At 66.1% G+C, this 19,316-nt stretch carries 19 protein-coding genes and 1 tRNA gene; 11 read left to right on the forward strand and 9 right to left on the reverse strand.

The features are described 5' to 3' along the window. Positions 1–65: 65 nt before the first annotated feature. Both ACFQZZ_RS02535 and ACFQZZ_RS02540 read right to left on the reverse strand, forming a co-directional pair. Positions 66–416 carry a hypothetical protein gene (locus ACFQZZ_RS02535; RefSeq protein ID WP_378673285.1) on the reverse strand — a complete coding sequence of 117 codons (351 nt, stop codon included), beginning with the start codon at positions 414–416 and terminating at the stop codon, positions 66–68. 814 nt (positions 417–1,230) lie between these two features. Next, positions 1,231–1,313 (reverse strand) — tRNA-Leu (locus ACFQZZ_RS02540). A gap of 225 nt (positions 1,314–1,538) precedes the next feature. Between ACFQZZ_RS02540 and ACFQZZ_RS02545 the strand changes: the two genes are divergently transcribed. The 8 genes from ACFQZZ_RS02545 to ACFQZZ_RS02580 all read left to right on the forward strand — a co-directional run bounded on the left by ACFQZZ_RS02545 (position 1,539) and on the right by ACFQZZ_RS02580 (position 12,108). Continuing rightward, on the forward strand, positions 1,539–2,963 hold the full coding sequence (locus ACFQZZ_RS02545) for an FhaA domain-containing protein (RefSeq protein ID WP_378673288.1): 1,425 nt from the start codon (positions 1,539–1,541) through the stop codon (positions 2,961–2,963). 201 nt (positions 2,964–3,164) lie between these two features. After that, positions 3,165–3,632 carry an FHA domain-containing protein gene (locus ACFQZZ_RS02550; protein ID WP_364904974.1) on the forward strand — a complete coding sequence of 156 codons (468 nt, stop codon included), beginning with the start codon at positions 3,165–3,167 and terminating at the stop codon, positions 3,630–3,632. Further along, the gene (locus ACFQZZ_RS02555) at positions 3,629–5,131 is read left to right on the forward strand and encodes a PP2C family protein-serine/threonine phosphatase (protein ID WP_378673293.1); all 1,503 of its coding nucleotides are present in this window, start codon (positions 3,629–3,631) and stop codon (positions 5,129–5,131) included. The genes ACFQZZ_RS02550 and ACFQZZ_RS02555 overlap by 4 nt, the downstream gene beginning before the upstream one ends. Beyond that, positions 5,131–6,621, forward strand: a complete 1,491-nt coding sequence (locus ACFQZZ_RS02560; RefSeq protein WP_378673296.1) for an FtsW/RodA/SpoVE family cell cycle protein — start codon at positions 5,131–5,133, stop codon at positions 6,619–6,621. Before ACFQZZ_RS02555 ends, ACFQZZ_RS02560 begins: the two co-directional genes overlap by 1 nt. Next, the gene (locus tag ACFQZZ_RS02565) at positions 6,618–8,084 is read left to right on the forward strand and encodes a peptidoglycan D,D-transpeptidase FtsI family protein (RefSeq protein ID WP_378673299.1); all 1,467 of its coding nucleotides are present in this window, start codon (positions 6,618–6,620) and stop codon (positions 8,082–8,084) included. The genes ACFQZZ_RS02560 and ACFQZZ_RS02565 overlap by 4 nt, the downstream gene beginning before the upstream one ends. A gap of 37 nt (positions 8,085–8,121) precedes the next feature. Continuing rightward, positions 8,122–9,660 (forward strand): protein kinase, encoded by a 1,539-nt coding sequence (locus ACFQZZ_RS02570; RefSeq protein WP_378673302.1) that lies wholly within the window; start codon positions 8,122–8,124, stop codon positions 9,658–9,660. Further along, positions 9,657–11,564 carry a Stk1 family PASTA domain-containing Ser/Thr kinase gene (gene pknB, locus ACFQZZ_RS02575; RefSeq protein ID WP_378673305.1) on the forward strand — a complete coding sequence of 636 codons (1,908 nt, stop codon included), beginning with the start codon at positions 9,657–9,659 and terminating at the stop codon, positions 11,562–11,564. Before ACFQZZ_RS02570 ends, pknB begins: the two co-directional genes overlap by 4 nt. Positions 11,565–11,688: 124 nt before the next feature. Further along, on the forward strand, positions 11,689–12,108 hold the full coding sequence (locus ACFQZZ_RS02580; RefSeq protein ID WP_378673308.1) for a CBS domain-containing protein: 420 nt from the start codon (positions 11,689–11,691) through the stop codon (positions 12,106–12,108). Between the two features lie 10 nt (positions 12,109–12,118). Here the strand turns inward: ACFQZZ_RS02580 and ACFQZZ_RS02585 are convergent, their stop codons facing one another. From ACFQZZ_RS02585 to ACFQZZ_RS02595, 3 genes are read right to left on the reverse strand one after another with little or no spacing between them, the layout of a single operon-like run. Beyond that, the gene (locus ACFQZZ_RS02585) at positions 12,119–12,547 is read right to left on the reverse strand and encodes a deaminase (RefSeq protein ID WP_378673311.1); all 429 of its coding nucleotides are present in this window, start codon (positions 12,545–12,547) and stop codon (positions 12,119–12,121) included. 35 nt (positions 12,548–12,582) lie between these two features. Then, entirely contained in the window at positions 12,583–13,281 is a 699-nt protein-coding gene (locus ACFQZZ_RS02590; protein ID WP_378673314.1) for a RibD family protein, read from the reverse strand. Beyond that, complete coding sequence (locus ACFQZZ_RS02595) at positions 13,278–13,922, reverse strand: aminodeoxychorismate/anthranilate synthase component II (RefSeq protein ID WP_378673317.1); 645 nt, start codon at positions 13,920–13,922, stop codon at positions 13,278–13,280. Before ACFQZZ_RS02595 ends, ACFQZZ_RS02590 begins: the two co-directional genes overlap by 4 nt. Before the next feature lie 203 nt (positions 13,923–14,125). On the opposite strand from ACFQZZ_RS02595, the gene crgA reads away from it, so the two are divergent. After that, positions 14,126–14,392, forward strand: coding sequence for a cell division protein CrgA (gene crgA, locus ACFQZZ_RS02600; protein WP_378673320.1), 267 nt, complete (start codon positions 14,126–14,128; stop codon positions 14,390–14,392). A gap of 99 nt (positions 14,393–14,491) precedes the next feature. Beyond that, positions 14,492–14,965, forward strand: a complete 474-nt coding sequence (locus ACFQZZ_RS02605) for a PH domain-containing protein (protein WP_378674012.1) — start codon at positions 14,492–14,494, stop codon at positions 14,963–14,965. A 62-nt stretch (positions 14,966–15,027) separates the two neighbouring features. Here ACFQZZ_RS02605 and ACFQZZ_RS02610 read toward each other — a convergent pair whose 3' ends face one another. After that, positions 15,028–15,900: a rhomboid family intramembrane serine protease gene (locus ACFQZZ_RS02610; protein ID WP_378673323.1), complete on the reverse strand. Its 873-nt coding sequence runs from the start codon at positions 15,898–15,900 to the stop codon at positions 15,028–15,030. A gap of 4 nt (positions 15,901–15,904) precedes the next feature. Then, positions 15,905–16,432, reverse strand: a complete 528-nt coding sequence (locus ACFQZZ_RS02615; protein WP_378673326.1) for a peptidylprolyl isomerase — start codon at positions 16,430–16,432, stop codon at positions 15,905–15,907. A gap of 105 nt (positions 16,433–16,537) precedes the next feature. On the opposite strand from ACFQZZ_RS02615, the gene ACFQZZ_RS02620 reads away from it, so the two are divergent. Next, positions 16,538–16,750: a hypothetical protein gene (locus tag ACFQZZ_RS02620; protein ID WP_378673329.1), complete on the forward strand. Its 213-nt coding sequence runs from the start codon at positions 16,538–16,540 to the stop codon at positions 16,748–16,750. Positions 16,751–16,763: 13 nt separating this feature from the next. Here ACFQZZ_RS02620 and ACFQZZ_RS02625 read toward each other — a convergent pair whose 3' ends face one another. Then, entirely contained in the window at positions 16,764–17,582 is an 819-nt protein-coding gene (locus ACFQZZ_RS02625; protein ID WP_378674015.1) for an ABC transporter permease, read from the reverse strand. Between the two features lie 35 nt (positions 17,583–17,617). Next, positions 17,618–18,637 (reverse strand): ATP-binding cassette domain-containing protein, encoded by a 1,020-nt coding sequence (locus tag ACFQZZ_RS02630; protein ID WP_378673332.1) that lies wholly within the window; start codon positions 18,635–18,637, stop codon positions 17,618–17,620. Positions 18,638–19,316: the final 679 nt, after the last annotated feature.

Consider the following 19,316-nt stretch of genomic DNA (forward strand, 5'->3'; position numbering starts at 1 on the left):
GGTTGACAAAGAAGCCCGGCGGCAAAGAAGCGACGCGGGCTTGGTGAGCTATCGATATCGTTCGGTCAGGTGTCGGTGACGAGGCGGCGACTCGACGAGTCGGCCAGTGGTCGCCCGTTCTCCGCGTTTTGTCCGGCCGGCTCGGCTACCGCGGGCGCGCGGTGGATCGGCAGACTGCCGGCCAGCGATCGGGGTCCGGCCGGCTCAGGTGCGGAAATCTCCAACAATCGCAACGGCTCTCGGCCGAACTCGGTGACGCGGGGCGACAGATCGGCGCGCGGACCTTGCTGCACGTCCTTCGCTGTGGTTCCCGAGACGTAGGCGGCCAACGCGATTTCCCGGGTCGACGCCGCCTTCCGCCGACGGGCAACTATCAGACTCTGGACTCCGCCGATAGCTAACGAGCCATAGTCCATGTGAACGTTCCTTTCACCGTGGTGAAAGGCATGCCGGCAACGTCATGCGAATTACCTGGCTCAACACCTGCAGCCAGTACTGCGCCCGTCCAGAGGACGAAATCAGTGCTCATCAAAATCTCTCTCCGCCAAGCAAACAGCGGGACATTCGTCCAGTTGCCTGCTGAGAGTTAGCCTGCCAGCCGAATCGGTTCCTCGCAACCGATGTGCCGCCCTTCGTTGTACCGCCCTTCGGTGGCACGTCGATCCAGGATGAGACCGACCACTGACACATCATGAATCGGCGAGGGAGACGGCCGGTGACACCGGTCGAGGTGGCTGAGAAGTTGATTGGCATTCAGGGCGTGCATGATCAGCGGGTTCGACTACCACGATGATGGTCATGTCAACGATCGTCAGCCATGGATTGCGTTGTGTAACCACGCTTCTCGCCCTCCGGATGTCAGACGGTCCGCTACGTCGCGTTCACGTCGAGGTCCGCGCGCGGTGCGGAAGGAATTCGCCGGATGTTCGCGATCGGGATGCCCCAACAAGATCGCGGCGACGATCGACGGGCAAGTACATCGATATGGCCTTGATCGAGGGCACCGATCCGGCGACGGTTCTCAGCGAGTGGGACCGCTGGACCCCGTCCACGAGAGCCCCCGGCCGAGACCTCCTCGAATCCCGGGCTGGACTCAGTTCCACACGCGAAGTACACGAGGGCATGAGATGACCCGCGCCGGCGGTGCATGGACGTTCCCAGCATTGGGACGAGCGCGCATACGAAAAAACACGGAGGCCCGGTCCTATCGGACCGGGCCTCCGTGTTCAGTGGGCGAAGGGGGACTTGAACCCCCACGTCCCGAAGGACACTGGCACCTGAAGCCAGCGCGTCTGCCATTCCGCCACTCGCCCGAGCGACTGGGAGACAGTATCACGCAGATATGCGGGACACGAAATCGGCTCGAGGCGGCGTTTGGGCGCAGGCCAGGCCACCACGGGAACCTGCTGGACTTTCCAGGAGTTACAGGTGTGGACGATCGTGGATATCATGCAATGAACGTGGTCGACACACGACACGCCATGCCTGCGTGTCGTTGTTATCAATCAGAACAAGACGCTCACCGAAGGGAGGCCGAGATGGGCATCGTTTCACGGTTCGAGCGTCGTCTGCAGGGCGCCGTCGATGACGTGTTCGCCAGGGCGTTCGGCGGCAGCGTTGTGCCGCAGGAGGTAGAGGCGGCGCTGCAACGCGAAGCCGCCGATCACGTCCAGGATCTGGGCGGCGGCCACCAGCTGGCAGCCAACAATTACGTGATCACCATCAACTCGTCCGATCACGAGCAACTCGTCGCGGATCACGACCTCACGACCCGCGCGTTCGCCAAACACCTGCAGGACTACATCCGCGAGCAAGGCTGGCAGACCTACGGCGAAGTACACGTGGCGTTCGAGGCATCACCTACGCTGCACACCGGACAGTTCAGGGCGAGCGGCCGGGTCGATCCCGACGTCGGTCGTCGAGCCACACCAGCTCGAGGCCCTGAGCCCACGCCACAACGACCTGCAAACCCGCAACCAGGAGCTGGCCCCATGACGCAGAACTCAGGCTACGACCCAAGCCGTGAGCCCGCGGAGTCCGATCCACGCAACCGCGGGTACGCACCACCGCCCGCCGGGCGGGGCGGTCCCCAAAACGGTGCGTACCGCGAGGACTACGGCCGTGGTGGCGCGCCGTATCCGGGCGGCTCCGACTATCAGGCGCCGGACTCCCAGCAGGGGTACAGCGACTACCAGAACGGCTACGACTACCAACAGGGTGGTCAGGCCGGCTATGGCCAACAGGGCCAGCCGGGTTACCAGGAGCCGGGTTACGGGCAGCCGGGCTACGCCGCCGACCGCGGTGGCTACGGCCAGCAGGGTGGCGGTTACGCCGAACCCGACTACGGCCAGCAGGGCTACCAGGAGCCGGGTTACGGGCAGCCCGGATACGGCCAGCAAAGCTACGGCGAGCCCGGATACGGGCAGCCGGGCTACGGTCAGCCAGGATACGGCGAACAGGGCTACGCCGAGCCGGGTTATGGGCAGCAGCAGGGCTATGGCCAGCAGCCGGCCTACGGCGAACAGGGTTACGCCGAACCCGGGTACGCGGAGCCGGGTTACGCCGCTCCCGACGAGCAGGGCGGCTACGGCCAGGCCTACTCGCAACAGCCCGGCTACGCCGCGCAACCCGGCTATGCGGCGCCCGCCTACGGCGGTGGCGCACAGGCCGGTTCCGGCTACTCGGCAACTCTTCAGCTCGACGACGGCAGCGGGCGCACCTACCAGCTGCGCGAGGGCAGCAACATCATCGGCCGCGGCCAGGACGCCCATTTCCGGCTGCCCGACACCGGTGTCTCGCGCAGGCACATCGAGGTCCGCTGGGACGGCGCGACCGCGATGCTTTCGGATCTGGGATCCACCAACGGCACGCTCGTCAACGGTTCCCCCGTGCAGGATTGGCAGCTCGCCGACGGAGATGTCATCCGCGCCGGGCATTCCGAGATCCTGATCCGTATCGTCTGATCCTGTAAGTTCGCGATGCAGGTCACGACATGGCCATCAGGGATTCTGCGGTCGTATCGTGATCGGAATCGGCTGACGGCCCTATGATGCTGCCAACACACGCGCGGCACCAGAACCGGGGCCGGCAAGACCAGCAAGCCGGTGGGGGCGCTCCAGCACCTACGGCACCGACGTACACGGTCGAACAGGAGGTGGAACGCCGTGCAGGGATTGATCCTGCAATTGACCCGTGCGGGGTTCCTGCTGCTGCTATGGCTGTTCGTGTGGGCGGTACTGCGGACCTTGCGCAGCGACATCTACGCGGCATCCGGCATAAGGATCCAGCCCAGGGCCGCACGCGGCTCCGCGGTGCTGCCATCCTTCAGCCGAGGCCAGAAGGGCGCCAAATATCTTGTGGTGACTCAAGGTTCACTCGCCGGCACCCGCATCTCGCTCAGCACCCAGCCGGTGCTGATCGGGCGGGCGGACGATTCCACGCTGGTACTCACCGATGATTACGCCTCGACCAGACACGCACGGTTATCCCCGCGCGGCGACGACTGGTACGTCGAAGACCTCGGCTCGACGAACGGCACCTACCTCGACCGCGCGAAAGTCACCACCGCAGTCCGAGTTCCGCTCGGTACTCCCGTCCGTGTCGGCAAAACAGTGATCGAGCTGCGATCGTGACACTTGTTCTCCGCTACGCAGCGCGTAGCGACCGCGGTCTTGTCCGAGGCAACAACGAGGACTCCGTCTATGCGGGAGCACGCCTGCTCGCACTCGCCGACGGCATGGGTGGCCATGCCGCGGGCGAGGTGGCCTCCCAGTTGATGATCGCCGCACTGGCGCATCTCGACGACGACGAGCCCGGCGACGACCTGCTCGGCAAGCTCGACGCGGCGACCCATGAGGGCAATGCCGCGATCGCCGACCACGTCGAGGAAGAGCCCGAACTCGATGGCATGGGCACAACGCTCACCGCAATCCTGTTCGCGGGCAAGAAACTCGGCCTCGTCCACATCGGCGACTCCCGCGCCTACCTACTGCGCGGCGGCGAACTGACCCAGATCACCAGGGACGATACGTTCGTCCAGTCACTGGTCGACGAGGGCCGGATCACCCCCGAGCAGGCGCACACTCACCCGCAGCGCTCATTGATCATGCGTGCCCTCACCGGCAACGAGATCGAGCCGACGCTGATCATGCGCGAGGCCCGCGCCGGTGATCGCTATCTGCTGTGCTCCGACGGTCTTTCGGATGTGGTCAGCGACGAGACGATCGCCAACACCATGCGTGAGGGCACCCAGGACGAATGTGCCGACAGGCTCATCGAACTCGCCTTGCGCAGCGGCGGACCGGACAACGTCACCGTCGTTGTCGCCGACGTCATCGATCTCGACTATGGGCAGAGCCATCCCATCGTGGCCGGCGCCGCCTCTGGTCAGGACGAGGACACCCCGCCACCGAACACCGCAGCGGGTCGTGCGGCCGCCATGCGTCCGCCGCGCGCGGCGCCACGGCGGGCCGCGGCGACACCGGAGCCGCCGGCCAAGGGCAAATCGCACAAGATGCGCTGGATCCTGCTCGCGGTCGCCCTGGTGGTGGCCGTCTTCGTCGGACTGCTGGTCGGCTACAAGATGATCCGCAGCAACTACTACGTTGCTGCGGATAACGGCCAAGTCGTGATCCTGCGCGGGCTGCCCGGTTCGATACTCGGGTATTCGATCCATGAGGTCGATCTCGTCGGCTGCGTCAAGCCCTCCGGTGAGCTCACTCTGGAGCAGCCGGGCCGGGATCTGCCCACGGGCTGCCGGGTGCTGAAGGCGACCGATCTCAAATCCACCGGGCGAACCCAGGTGGTTCGGGGACTACCGCCGACCTCGCTGGACAAGGCCAAGGATCAGATGAAGGTCCTCGCGCAGGATGAGCTGCTGCCGCCCTGCCCGGTTCGCGAGCAGGCGCCGCAGCCAGGAGTCGTGCCGCCGGTGGCGGCGTCGCCGACCGGCAACCCGGTACCGGCCACGACCGAGAACCCCCCGCCGCCGCCTGCGGGAACCGAACCGAATCCGGGTGAGACCAGGGGTACCGACGTCAAGACGCCGACCAAGTCGGAGCCGACGGCGCCGACGTCGACCACGGCGCCGAACCCCCAGATCGCGGGGGAGACCTGCCGGGTGACGGACTGATGTCCGCTCCGGCACCGCCGTCCGCTGGGGCTTTTCCCAGTCCCCCCGGCGGCTTCGCGCCCGCGCCGCCGCCGTCCACCCGCCGCAACGCCGAATTGCTGTTGCTGGCCGGGGCAGTCGTCATCACGACCGCATCCCTTTTTCTGGTCGAGGCCAGTCAGGAGCAGTCGGTCACCTGGGATATCGCCAAATACGGACTGGCGTTCTTCGCGCTGTTCGCGATCGCACATCTCGCCGTGCGCCGCTTCGCGCCGTTCGCCGACCCACTACTACTACCGATCGTCGCCCTACTCAACGGCCTCGGGTTGGTACTGATCCATCGGCTCGATCTCGCCGACGCACAGACCGCCGAATACAACTCCTCGGCTATCCCCTCTCCCGACGCCAACCAGCAGATCATGTGGACCGGCTTGGGGATGGTGGTGTTCATCGCGCTGTTGATCGTGCTGCGCGACTACCGCACGCTGGCTCGTTACAGCTACACCCTAGGCCTGTTGGGCCTTGTCGCGCTGGCGATTCCGGCATTGCTGCCCGCAGCATATTCGGAGACCAACGGCGCCAAGATCTGGATCAGGCTGCCCGGATTCAGTGTCCAGCCAGGGGAATTCGCGAAGATCCTGCTCATCGTCTTCTTCGCCTCGGTGCTGGTCGCCAAGCGCGATCTGTTCACCGCGGCCGGGCGGCACTTCCTCGGTATGGAGTTCCCGCGCGGCCGCGACCTCGGACCGATCCTGGTGGTCTGGATCGTCTGCATCGGCGTGCTGGTGTTCGAAAAGGATCTCGGCACTTCGTTGTTGATCTTCAGCACCGTGCTGGTGATGCTCTACATCGCCACCGAACGCGTTGGCTGGCTGATCATCGGCGGCGGCCTGCTCACGGTGGGATTCTTCTTCGCCTACCAGGCGTTCGGCCACGTGCGGGTGCGCACGCAGACCTGGCTGCATCCGTTCGAGGACTACAACAACACCGGCTACCAGATCTCGCAGTCGCTGTTCGGGCTGGCGACCGGCGGGCTGGCGGGCACCGGCCTCGGCAGCGGGCGGCCCTCGCAGGTGCCCTTCGCCAAGACCGACTTCATCATCACCACCATCGGTGAGGAACTCGGTCTGATCGGGCTTGCCGCCGTGCTGCTGCTGTTCCTGGTGTTCATCGTGCGCGGCCTGCGCACCGCACTCGCCGTGCGCGACAGCTTCGGCAAGCTGCTTGCGGCCGGCCTGTCGTTCACCATCGCGATCCAGCTGTTCGTTGTCGTCGGCGGCGTCACCAAACTCATTCCGCTGACCGGCCTCACCACCCCGTTCATGTCCTACGGTGGTTCGTCGCTGCTGGCCAACTATGCGCTGCTCGCCTTGCTGATCAAGGTTTCCGACGCCGCCCGCGCCCCAGCACCGATCCGTAAGAAGGAGCCTGGGCCGATCGCGGACGCGCCGACGGAACTGCTGCGCAAGTCGTCCGAAGCGGGCCGATCGGAAGCGAGGCCCGAGGAATGAACACACCCCTACGGCGGGTCGCGGTGGCGGTGATGTTGATGATCGTCGCGCTGCTGGCCAATGCCACCTACGTGCAGGTGATCAAAGCCGACGACTACCGAAGCGACCCGCGCAACTCGCGCGTGCTGCTCGACGAGTACGCGCGCCAACGCGGGCAGATCTCGGCGCGTGGCACGGTGCTCGCCAATTCGGTCGCCACCGATGACCGCTACAAGTACCTGCGCACCTACCCGGTAGACCCCGAGGCGTACTCGCCGGTTACCGGCTTCTACTCGATGCAGTACGGCAGCAACGGCCTGGAGCGCGCCGAGGACTCGGTGCTCAACGGTTCCGACAGTCAACTGTTCGGGAGCCGCCTGGTCGACATGATCTCCGGTCGCGATCCGCGCGGCGGCAACGTTCTCACCACGCTGAACCCGACGATGCAGCAGGTCGCATACGAGCAGCTGACCAGCAAGGGCTACACCGGTTCCGTGGTGGCAATCGAGCCGAGCACCGGGAAAGTTCTCACGATGGTCTCCACACCCAGCTACGATCCCAACCTGCTGTCCGGGCACGACGGTGCCAGCGGCACCAAGGAATGGGAGATGCTGAGCACCGACCCACGTCAGCCGATGCTCAATCGCGCTGTCTCGCAGACCTATCCGCCGGGATCCACCTTCAAGGTGGTCGTCACCGCGGCCGCGCTGGCCAACGGCACGGCGCGGCCGGAGGATCAATTCACCGCGGCCCCTAACATCACCCTGCCTGGCACCACCACCACGCTGGAGAATTACAACGGCTCCACCTGTGGCGGCGGCCCGACCGCGTCGCTGTACGACGCGTTCCGGTTGTCCTGCAACACCGCGTTCGTCGAACTCGGACTCAAGGTCGGCGCCGCCAATCTCAAGGACGAGGCGGCCGCCTTCGGTATCGGCGCACACCGCGGCATCCCGATTCCGGTCGCCGAGAGCACCGTCGGGACCATCTCGGACAACGCGGCACTCGGCCAGAGCAGCATCGGGCAGCGCGACGTCGCGCTGACGCCATTGGACAACGCGGTCATCGCGGCCACCATCGCCAACGGTGGCGTCCGGATGGAGCCGCAGCTGATCGAACAGCTGCAGGGACCGGATCTGAGTGAGCTGTCCAAGCCCAAGCCCGTCTCGGTGGGCCAAGCCGTCAGCGCCCAGGTAGCGTCGACGCTGACCAACCTGATGGTGGCCTCAGAGCAGAACACCGCCGGAGGCGGCCAGTCCCGGTACCAGATCGCTTCCAAGACCGGCACGGCCGAACACGGCAGCAATCCGCGCAGCACACCACCGCACGCCTGGTACATCGCGTTCGCTCCGGCGCAGAACCCGAAAATCGCTATCGCGGTGATCGTGGAGAACGGCGGAGATCGGGCGCTGGCCGCGACCGGTGGCTCGGTGGCCGCACCCGTCGCGCGTGCGGTGCTGGACGCCGGGCTACGAGGCAGCTGAAGGATATGAACGTGCGAGTGAATGTACGGGGGCCCCGATGCTGAACAACGGCGCGATGATCGCCGACCGGTACCGACTGCAACGCCTGATTGCCACAGGCGGAATGGGTCAGGTCTGGGAGGCGCTCGACACGCGCTTGGATCGCAGGGTGGCCGTCAAGGTCCTCAAGTCGGAGTTCTCCGCCGACCCCACCTTTCGGCACCGGTTCCGCACCGAGGCGAAGACCACCGCCCAGCTGAATCATCCTGGAATCGCCGGAATCTACGACTACGGCGAAACCTTGGACCCGAGTGGCGGCGAGACCGCCTACCTGGTGATGGAACTGGTCCAGGGCGAACCGCTCAACACGGTGCTGAACCGGCTCGGCAGGCTGTCGGTGGTCCAGGGTCTGGACATGCTGGAGCAGACCGGCCGCGCGCTCGAGGTCGCGCACCAGGCCGGCGTCGTGCACCGCGACGTGAAGCCGGGCAACATCCTGGTGACGCCGACCGGTCAGGTGAAGATCACCGACTTCGGCATCGCCAAGGCGGTGGACGCCTCCCCGGTGACCAAGACCGGCATGGTGATGGGCACGGCGCAGTACATCGCGCCGGAGCAGGCGGTCGGCGAGGACGCCACCGCCGCCAGCGACGTGTACGCCCTCGGTGTCGTCGGCTACGAAGTACTGGCCGGGCAGCGGCCATTCACCGGCGACGGCGCGATCACCGTCGCGATGAAGCATGTGCGCGAGGCCCCGCCGCCGATGCCGGCGGATCTGCCCGCCAACGTGCGCGAACTCATCGAGATCACGATGGCCAAGGAACCCGGCCGCCGCTATGCGCGCGGCGGCGAGTTCGCCGACGCTGTCGCCGCGGTCCGCGCCGGACGCAGGCCACCGCCGCCGAGCGGCGCCGGATCAGGCGCTGGACCGCTCACCACGGGTGCGACCAGGGTGCTGCCTCCGGGCCCGACGGTGATGCTGCCGTCCGGTCAACACGGCTACGACAACGGTCCGACAGTTCGGTATTCCACCCCGGCCCAGCCCATGGGCGTGGCGGGCGCGGCGGCGGCCGCACCCGTGACCGTCCTGAGCTCGACGACCTCCGGCCCCGTTGCGCCGCCGCCCGGTAACGGCCAGCGGTTCACCACCACGCAGAAGTGGCTCGGCGGACTCGGTGGCGGCGCGCTGCTGCTCGGCGGCGCCGCCATCTACCTGTTGTTCGGTGGCGACACCAATCCGGACAGTGTGAAGCCCGTGACAACGACGGTGGTATCGACGACCGTGCCGCTCCCGCCGCCGCTACCGATCGCCACCACCACGACGCCGAAGCCGGCTCCCCCGCCGCCGACGCAGCCGCCGACCACCGTGCCGCCGACGACGACGGAACCGCCGACCACCACCCCGGAACCGCCGACGACGACACCCGCACCGAGCACGACGGCGCCGAGCACGACGAAACCAGCGAAGACAACAGCGCCTACCACCACCAGTAAGTCGCGGTTCCCCACGCTCGACCTACCATTTCCGGATAGTCCCGGTGCCCGAGGCCCCTCGGTCACCCCCGGCGCAGCCCCTCTTCCGCAAGGACAGCCATGACGACCCCGAAGAACCTCTCCTCGCGCTACGAGCTGGGCGAGATCATCGGGTTCGGCGGCATGTCCGAGGTGCACAAGGCCCGCGATCTACGGCTGAGCCGTGACGTGGCGATCAAGGTGCTCCGCGCGGACCTGGCCAGGGATCCCACGTTCTATCTGCGCTTCAAGCGGGAAGCGCAGAACGCGGCCGCGCTGAATCATCCGGCGATCGTCGCGGTGTACGACACCGGTGAGGCCGAGGTGGACGGCGGCCCGCTGCCGTACATCGTAATGGAGTACGTCGACGGCGACACGCTGCGCGATATCGTGCGCGGCAAGGGTCCGATGCCACCGCGCCGGGCCATGGAGGTCGTCGCCGACGTCTGCGCCGCACTGGATTTCAGCCACAAGGCCGGAATCGTGCACCGGGACATGAAACCGGCCAACATCATGATCAACCGTGCCGGTGCGGTGAAGGTGATGGACTTCGGCATCGCCCGCGCGATCGCCGACGCCGCCAACCCGATGACCCAGACCGCGGCGGTCATCGGTACCGCGCAATACCTTTCGCCCGAGCAGGCGCGCGGTGAGACCGTCGACGCCCGTTCCGACGTCTACTCCGTCGGCTGTGTGCTGTTCGAGATCCTCACCGGCGAACCGCCTTTCACCGGAGACTCGCCGGTCGCGGTGGCCTACCAGCATGTGCGGGAGGATCCACGGCTGCCGTCCCATGTGCATTCCGGGGTGCCCCGCGAGCTGGACTCCGTTGTGCTCAAGGCGATGAGCAAGAACCCGGCCAACCGGTACCAGACCGCCGCCGAGATGCGCGGTGACCTGATCCGGGTGCTCGGTGGGCAGAAGCCGAGTGCGCCGATGGTGATGACCGACGAGGACCGCACCACGATCCTCGGCGCCAACGAACCGGCGCCGCGCAGCTTCCGCACCGTCGAGCGCAACGACGACACCGCGGAGCAGGAAACGGCGGATCCGGTGAACCCGCGCCGCAATATCTACATCGCGGTCGGCGCCGCGGCCGCGGTCGCGGTGGCGTTCGCCCTGTTCTGGGTACTGATCGGGCCGGGAAGCAAGCCGGATCAGATCGCGGTGCCAGATCTTTCGAACAAGTCGCAGCAGCAGGCCCAGGAGACGCTGCAGAAGCTCGGCTTCACGGTGGCCGTCCAGCAGAAGCCGGACAACAAGGTCGCCACCGGCAATGTCATCGCCACGCAGCCGCTCGGCGGTTCCCGGGTGGACGAGGGCAGCACCATCACCGTTCAGGTCTCCACCGGCCCGGCGCAGGTGCAGGTGCCGATGCTGTACAAACTGACCCAGCAGCAGGCCGAGCAGGAGCTGAATTCCAAAGGCCTGCGGATGGATCCGAACGTGATCCGCAAGCCCTCCAGCGCCGAGGAAGCCGACAAGGTGACCGCGCAGGAGCCGTCGGCGGGATCGCGCGTCGACGTGGACCGGGCCATCATCGTCACCATCGGCACCGGCCCCGAGCAGATCCGGGTGCCGAACGTCATCGGCCAGGACATCAGCGTGGCGCAGCCGAATCTGGTGGACTCCTCGGGCTTCAAGATCGTCATCCAGGACACACCGTCCTCGAAGCCCAAGGGCGAGGTGATCTCGACCAGCCCAGCCGGTGGCACCACCGCCGACAAGGGTTCCACGGTGATCGTGCAGATCTCCACCGGTGACCAGATCAGCATGCCGGCCCTGGTCGGCCTGACCCCCGCCGCAGCGCTGGACCGGCTGCGGCAGGCCGGTTGGACGGGGACGGTGAGCCAGATCAATCAGTCCACCCAGGGCACCTTCGACACGGGCAGTGTGGGCCGGATCCTCGGCCAGCAGCCCGCCGCGGGTTCCTCGATCGCGAAGAACGGCACCGTCTCGATCAGCACCGGAGTCCTCGGACCGCCCTGATAAACGAGCTCGCCCGGATAACTCGAAAACACAGACCGGTCGGTGTTGTCCGGGCGAGAATAGAGCTACTTCATCCCATCAGCTGCGCCATCCACCAGCACGCTGCATACGAGGAGGTAGCCCCATGACCACAGCCAGGGACATCATGAAGCCCGGGGCCCAGTGGATTTCCAAAAATGAGACTGTCGGCAAGGCCGCCAGGGTAATGGCCGAACTCGGCGTCGGGTCCCTGGTCATCGCGGATGAGAACGAACGGATGTGCGGGATCATCACCGACCGCGACATCGTGGTGAAGTGCATCGCCCAGGGCAAGCCGCCGGCCACCACTCGCGCCGAGGACCTGTGCGAATCGACGCCCCGCTGGGTCGACGCCAACGCCGATATCGACGAGGTGCTCGACGAAATGGAGAGCCACCGGATCAAGCGGATGCCGGTGATCGACAGCAAACGCCTCGTCGGCATGATCAGCGAGGCCGACCTGGCCAGGCACCTCGATGACAACCAGCTCGGCGAGTTCGTGACAGCGGTCTACGGCAGGCCATAACGCCGCCGCACTACCGCAGATCCAGGTGCTGATTCATCGACCTGGCCGCCTCGGCCAGGTCGGGTAATTCGAGCACCTCGACGCCGTGCTGCCGCAGTTTCTCCACACCGACACAGTTGGTGACGAAGGTCGTCGGTTCCCGCCAGGCGATGACGACTCGCGGGATCCCGGCCGCCAGAATTCTGTCGGTGCACGGCAGCCGCGTCGGGGTGCCCCGCTGCGAACACGGTTCCAGCGTGCTGTACATCGTTGCCCTGGCCAGCCGGGGATCGTCCGCGTCGAGCTTGTCGAGCGCCGACTCCTCGGCGTGCACCTTCTCGTCGGTCTCCCGGGAGTACCCGGTCGAGATCTCCGCGCCGTCGACCACGATGACCGCACCGACCGAGAAAGCCGTTTCGCTCGGCGGGCACATTCTCGCCAGTTCGATTGCCCTGTGCATGAATCGGCGATCGTGCGCGTCAGCAGCCTTCGCCATCACCGGTTCGGAGTGGTGTCGGTGGCCGCCTTGGGGAGGTAGATCAGCAGGGCGATGTCGCCGATTCGGGTCATGTCGGCCAGCTGCATGCGACGCCGCGGGGCGCCGGGGTAGGCGGCGGGGTTGAGAAAGCGGGGTGCGGCCTTGTCGCCGACGAGAATCGGCGCGATGGCCATGTGCAGCTCGTCCGCGAGGTCGGCGGCGAGGAATTCGGTATGGATTCGGGTGCCGCCCTCCACCATGAGGCGGGCGATACCGCGCCGACCGAGATCATCGAGCAGGGCGCCCAGGTCGATATCGGTGCCGAGGGTGCAGACCTCGGCGAGACCGCGCAACCGGTCGCCGAGCCGCGCCGCACCGGCTTCGGTGGTGTAGACCAGCTTGTCCCCGCCGTGGTGCCAGAACTTCAGATCGGGGTCGAGGTTCCCGCTCGCCGAGACCGTGATCTTCAGCGGGTACTCCGGCTTGCCCCCTGCGGCAATCCTCTCGGCCCGCCGATCCGGGTTGTTGACCAGCAGGCGTGGATTGTCACGGCGCAGTGTTTCGGCGCCGATCAGGATCGCGTCGGATTCCGCTCGGACCTGATCGACCCGATCGAAGTCGGCCTCGTCCGACAGTCGCAATCGCTCTGGGCCCGCGTCATCGATGTAGCCATCGATGCTGACCGCGACCGACAGCAGGACGTATGGACGCGTCACTGGGTCACCAGAGCCGCGACCTCTGCCTCGAGCATCTCCACCAGCCCCTCGGCCGGGCGTCGGCCACAGACCTCCAGCCAGTTCGCCAGCATCCGATGCCCGCCCTGGGTCAGCACCGACTCAGGGTGGAACTGCACGCCGTGGATCGGCAGCGTGCGGTGCCGCATGGCCATCACGATGCCGCTCTCGGTGCGACCGATCACCTCGATGTCGTCGGGCAACGTCTCCTCCAGGACGGTGAGCGAGTGGTACCGCGTGGCGGTGAACGGGTCGGGCAGTCCGGCCAACACGCCCGCATCGATATGGAATACCGAACTGGTCTTGCCGTGCAGCAGCTCCGGCGCGCGGGTGACGGTGGCGCCGAATGCCTCGCCGATCGCCTGATGGCCGAGGCACACCCCGAGCAACGGTGTGAGCTGCCGCGCGCAGGCGTGCACCAGGTCGATACTGGCACCCGCGCGATCCGGAGTGCCGGGGCCCGGGCTGATCAGAATGCCGTCGTATTCGGCCGCGACGGCGTCCACATCGGCCAGCTGCGCGTCGTCGTTGCGCCAGACAATGGCCTCGGCGCCGAGCTGGCCGAGGTACTGCACCAGGTTGAAGACGAAGCTGTCGTAATTGTCGACGACCAATACACGCATGAGATCGAGATTACGTGGCCGTATGGCACGGCGTCGCATCCATTACCAGTTGGGATAGCCTAGAGGCACACCGGAGGGGACCGAGCCTCGCCCGGACCGGTCCCGGCTGATCCCGGATCGGATGCCGCGGTGAGTGGTGCTCGACACAACTCGACCGACGTTGTCCCGCCGGTACCGACCCGCACGCCGAACACGAGGACGTCATGCCCAAGTCGAAGGTCCGTAAGAAGACCGACTATACGATCAATCCCGCCGGCCGGACGCCGGTGAAGGTGAAGGCCGTCGGGCCGTCCCCGGTCTGGTACGTCGCCATCATGCTCGGGTTCATGCTCGCCGGGCTGGTGTGGCTACTCGTCTACTACCTGGCCAACGACAAGATCGGCTGGATGGCCGATCTCGGTGCCTGGAACTTCCTGATCGGCTTCGGCCTCATGGTCGTCGGTTTGATCATGACCATGCGGTGGCGCTGAGCTTTCGAGCGCACGGCGCGCAGATTACAGACGTGTCATTCATTCACACCTGTGGATGACCCTGTGGACAACTCGAGGAACGATTGGGGAAAGCGGCTCGTGAATCCCGAAAGTCCACAGTCCAGGACTCCCGACCCGCGCATCGCCTGGACCACGCCTACGCCTGCCCTGATCGCGGTCACGGTGGGCGGCGTGATCTTGGCCGGCGCCGCCATCCTTGCCGATGAGGCGCCGAGCCGGCTGCTCATCGGGCTGGCCGCGGCTGGACTGCTGGTCCTTGCCGGGCTCGGATTCCGCCAGCGCCCCCGGCTCTCGGTCATACCGGGTCACGAACCGCGCCTTGTGGTGCGCAGCCTGGTCGGCCCGACCGAGTACACCCGCGATCAGATCGTGCGCGCCCGCGTGGTCGGCTACCGCCGCCTCGGGCGCAAGACGCCCATGCTGGAGATCGACGTCCGGCACAACGGCGACGAGCGGCTGCTGATCTTCGGCCGTTGGGATCTCGGCGCCAGCCCCGATGACGTCTTCGACACGCTGCTCGTGCACGGGTTGGCATCGCTGCCCGCCGACTAGCTGCTGCCGGTCCCGGCTGACGAGGTCGGGACGTTTCACGTGAAGCAGGACAGCGGAACCCGTCAGGCGGCGAGCGATACCGCTACGGCGCCGGTCACCGAGAGCGCGACGACAGCGAGCGCGGCGATGGCGACCCAGCCGATAAGGCCCGCGGTCTCTTGGGTTTTCGCGCGCAGCCACGCCGGCAGGAACAGGATGCCGAGAGTCGCCAGCGTGCCCGCCGTCAGACCGCCGAGGTGGCCCCACATGGAGATACCGGGCAACGAGAAGCTGATGAATATGTTGATGCCGATCAGGATCAACATCTGATTGGGGTTCTGCCGCAACCGAATCAGGATCACCGTGATCGCGCCGAACAGGCCGTATACCGCCCCGGACGCACCCGCGGTGGCGCTGTTCTGTGCCAAGACCATCACGGCAGCGGAACCACCGAGCAGCGAGACCAGGTAGACCGCGAGATAGCGCAGCCGTCCGAGCACCAGCTCGGCATCCCGGCCGACCACATACAGCGCGAACATGTTGAGCATCAAATGGATCGGGCCGTAGTGCAGGAACCCTGACCCGATCACCCGTACCCAATCGCCGTCGGCAACGAGATGCGGAACAAGTACCCAGCGCCGGAACAGCTGCGACCCGTTGTAGTTGTCCACCAGGCTGCGCGACTGGGCCGCGGTGATCGCGAACACGAGCACGTTCACCGCGATCAGCGCATAGGTGACGTACGGGGTCGGCTTCTGTGCGACTTGCGCACCCGCGACGGTGCGCACCGGGCGGACATCGCGCTGCTCCTGCCGCAGGCAGTCGACACAGTGCTGGCCGACGGCGGCAGGCCGCAGACATTCGGGGCATGCGGGCCGCCCGCAACGGGTGCAGGCCAGGCCCGTCGGGCGATCGGGGTGGCGGACACAGGTCGGTGCGGGCGGCTGAGCGTTCATCGGACTATTCGATCGTGATCTTCGAGATGACGACAGGTTCCTTCGGGCGGTCGTTGCGATCTGTCGGTGTGGTGGCGATGGAATCGACGACCTTGCGCGAATCCGGATCGACGACCTCGCCGAAGATCGTGTGCTTGCGGTTCAGGTGCGACTGCGGACCAACGGTGATGAAGAACTGCGAGCCGTTGGTGGCCGGTCCTGCGTTGGCCATCGCCAACAGGTAGCCGCGGTCGAAGCGCAGTTCCGGGTGGAATTCGTCGCCGAACTCGTAACCGGGTCCGCCGCGACCAGTGCCGGTCGGGTCGCCGCCCTGGATCATGAATCCGTCCATCACCCGGTGGAAGACCGCGCCGTCGTAGAACGGTCCTGAGGTTCCACCGCTCGCGTTCTCCGTCGTGTAGGCGGCAGTGCCGTCGGCAAGGCCGACGAAATTCCGCACCGTCTTCGGAGCGTGGTTACCGAAGAGCGAGATCTTGATGTCACCGTGGTTGGTGTGCAGCGTCGCAACGGCGGTCTGATTCGGTGAGGTCACGCCGCCCATCGTGCCACGCGCGACCGGCTTCGGCGGGAACCGGGCCGAGCAGGTCCCTCAGCTGCGGCTACTGCGCGAATGGCGGGTCTGTGCCAGAGTGGTCGAATGACCTTGGGGCGCCTTCACGTATCTGCACGTACTCGTAACCGGCTCATTGCCGCGACCCTCGTCGCGCTGGCGGGTGGCGTGGCCTGGCTGGTGCGCAGCAAGCGACCGCAGGCCCCGGAGCCCGCCCCGGCACCGCCTCGGATCGGATACTCCCGCAACGGTTCCGCGCCGACCCCGTTGGCGGGAGCCGGCGCGGAAAACGGTCGCTGATCTCGTCTTTCGGTCAGCGGCTCACGGTCCGCTTGTACTGACGCAGGGACAGCGGGATGAACACCAGCAGGATGATCACCACCCATGCCAGCGTCGTCACCACCGGATGCTGCATCGACCAGGCGTCCGATTGCGGCGCCATCGGGCTGGTGTTGCCGAACAGCTCGCGCGTTGCCTGGGTGACCGCGGACACCGGATTCCATTCGGCGAACACCCGCAGCACCGTCGGCAGGTTCTCCAGCGGCACAAATGTGTTGGCGAGGAATGTCAGCGGGAAGATCACCATGAAGCTCGCGTTGTTGAACACCTCGGGCGCCCGCACCAGCAGTCCGACGACGGCCATGATCCATGACACCGCGTAGGCGAACAGCAGCAACAGCACATACGCCAGCACCGCGTCGAGGAACGAACCCCGGATCCGCCAGCCGACGACATAACCGGTCAGCGACATCACCACCAGGCTGACCACGTTGATCACCACATCGCTGAGGGTCCGGCCGACCAACACGGCAGAGGGCGCCATCGGCAGCGAACGGAACCGGTCGATGATGCCCTTCTGCATATCCTCGGCGAGTCCCAGACCGGTGAAGGTTGCGCCGAACACCACGCTCTGCGCGAAGATGCCCGCGATCAAGAACTCTCGATAGCCGCCCGACATGCCGGGCACCTCGATCGCCGACCCGAAGATGTAAGCGAACAGCAGCACGAACATGATCGGCGACAGCGTCGAGAAGATCAGCACATCGGGTACGCGCTTGATCTTGATGACGTTGCGTTTGGCGATGGTCAAGCTGTCACTGAACACGATCGACAGCCGCTCACCGATAGGCATCGAGATCCGGTTGTCGAGTGCCGTGGTCGCCGCGGTCATCGGGTCTTTCCTTCCGTTACTTCCAGCCGGTCCCCACCCTTGGCCGCCACAACGCGACCGTCACCATTGGTCAGCTCTTCGGCCTCGTGCCCGGTGAGGGTCAGGAATACGTCGTCGAGCGAGGGACGCCGCAGGCCGACATCGTGAATCTGCACGTTGTGCTCGGACAGCAGGCCGATGGCGTCGACGAGTGCCTGCGACCCGTCGCTGACCGGAACGGTGATCCGGCGCAGGCCGGGCTCGAGATGGATCTCACCGTCGGCCAGCCCCTGCAGTGCCTGCTGCGCGGTCGCGAGGTTGTCGGCGTGATCGACGGTGAGTTCGATGCGGTCGCCGCCGACCAGGGTCTTGAGCTCGTCCGCGGTACCGCGGGCGATGACCTTGCCGTGGTCGATCACCGCGATGGCATCGGCCAAGCGGTCGGCCTCCTCCATGTACTGCGTGGTGAGCAGCAACGTGGTTCCGCCTGCGACCAACTCCTCGATGACGTCCCAGAGGTCAAGGCGCGCACGCGGATCCAGGCCAGTCGTCGGTTCGTCGAGGAACAGCACCGGCGGATTTGCCACCAGCGCACCGGCCAGGTCGAGCCTGCGCCGCATGCCGCCCGAATAACCCTTGACGGGCCGATCGGCGGCGTCGGTGAGCCGGAATCGATCGAGCAGTTCGCGAGCGCGCTCCTTACTGCGCTGCACACCCATGTGATAGAGACGTCCCACCATTTCCAGATTTTCGAAGCCGGTGAGATATTCGTCGACAGCGGCGTACTGGCCGGAGGTCCCGATTCGCGATCGCAGGGCCTGTGGATTGCGCAGCACATCTATTCCGGCAACGGTCGCGTGGCCTGCGTCCGGTATCAGCAGAGTGGTGAGCACCCGAACCGTGGTGGTCTTACCCGCGCCATTGGGGCCGAGCAGTGCGGTGACGGTGCCCTCTGGCACTGATAGGTCGAGTCCATCGAGGGCGACCAGCTGGCCGTATCGTTTGACCAGACCCTCGGCGACTATTGCGTCGGGCATGACTCTCCTGACGTTCGTGAGTTCTCGATGTCGGATTTCTGATGACGGCGGCCTTCGAAGCCGAGTCGATTTCGCTGAACCGGTGACTGACCGATACTCGAGTCAGTATTGCCGTGCGCACCGACAATTTCATCCGATTTGCGGGGAGCTCCGTCGAACCCACTCGGGTCGGACAAAAGAAAGAGGCCGCATCCCGGTCCAGGCGGTGCTCGGGGGTGCCGGATCGGGATGCGACCGGTTCGATCATCCCGCCGGTATGCCCGCCCGATCGCGCGTAGCCGACTACCCGATTCGGCCGCACGCGGTACTCGTTTCGGTGCGCACTCGCCGACGCGGTGAGAGCCAACCGGGTCGGTCGGTCACCGTGTTCGGCTAGTTCCCCGCGATTCCAGGGGGCTTCGATTCGCACGAACACATGTTCGCATCTGGGTATGACAGATTTCGCAGTCACCGGCGCCCGCTCGACCTATTTACCGCCCTGGCGCGACACGCGACAAAACCGGCGCAGCCACCGCCATAGACCGAGCACAATGCGCGATACCCAACAAACAGAGACCGGTCGGAATGTTTTTTGGACGGCCCGGATCAGCGCCAGCAGTAGCCGTGTAATTTCCTGTACAACAACAGTTTTGGCAAACAATAAGCCAACATCTACCGGGCGCCGATCCGCACCCCAGAA

Origin of the sequence: Nocardia sp. GCM10030253 (assembly GCF_042675075.1) — a bacterium.
Taxonomy (GTDB): domain Bacteria; phylum Actinomycetota; class Actinomycetes; order Mycobacteriales; family Mycobacteriaceae; genus Nocardia.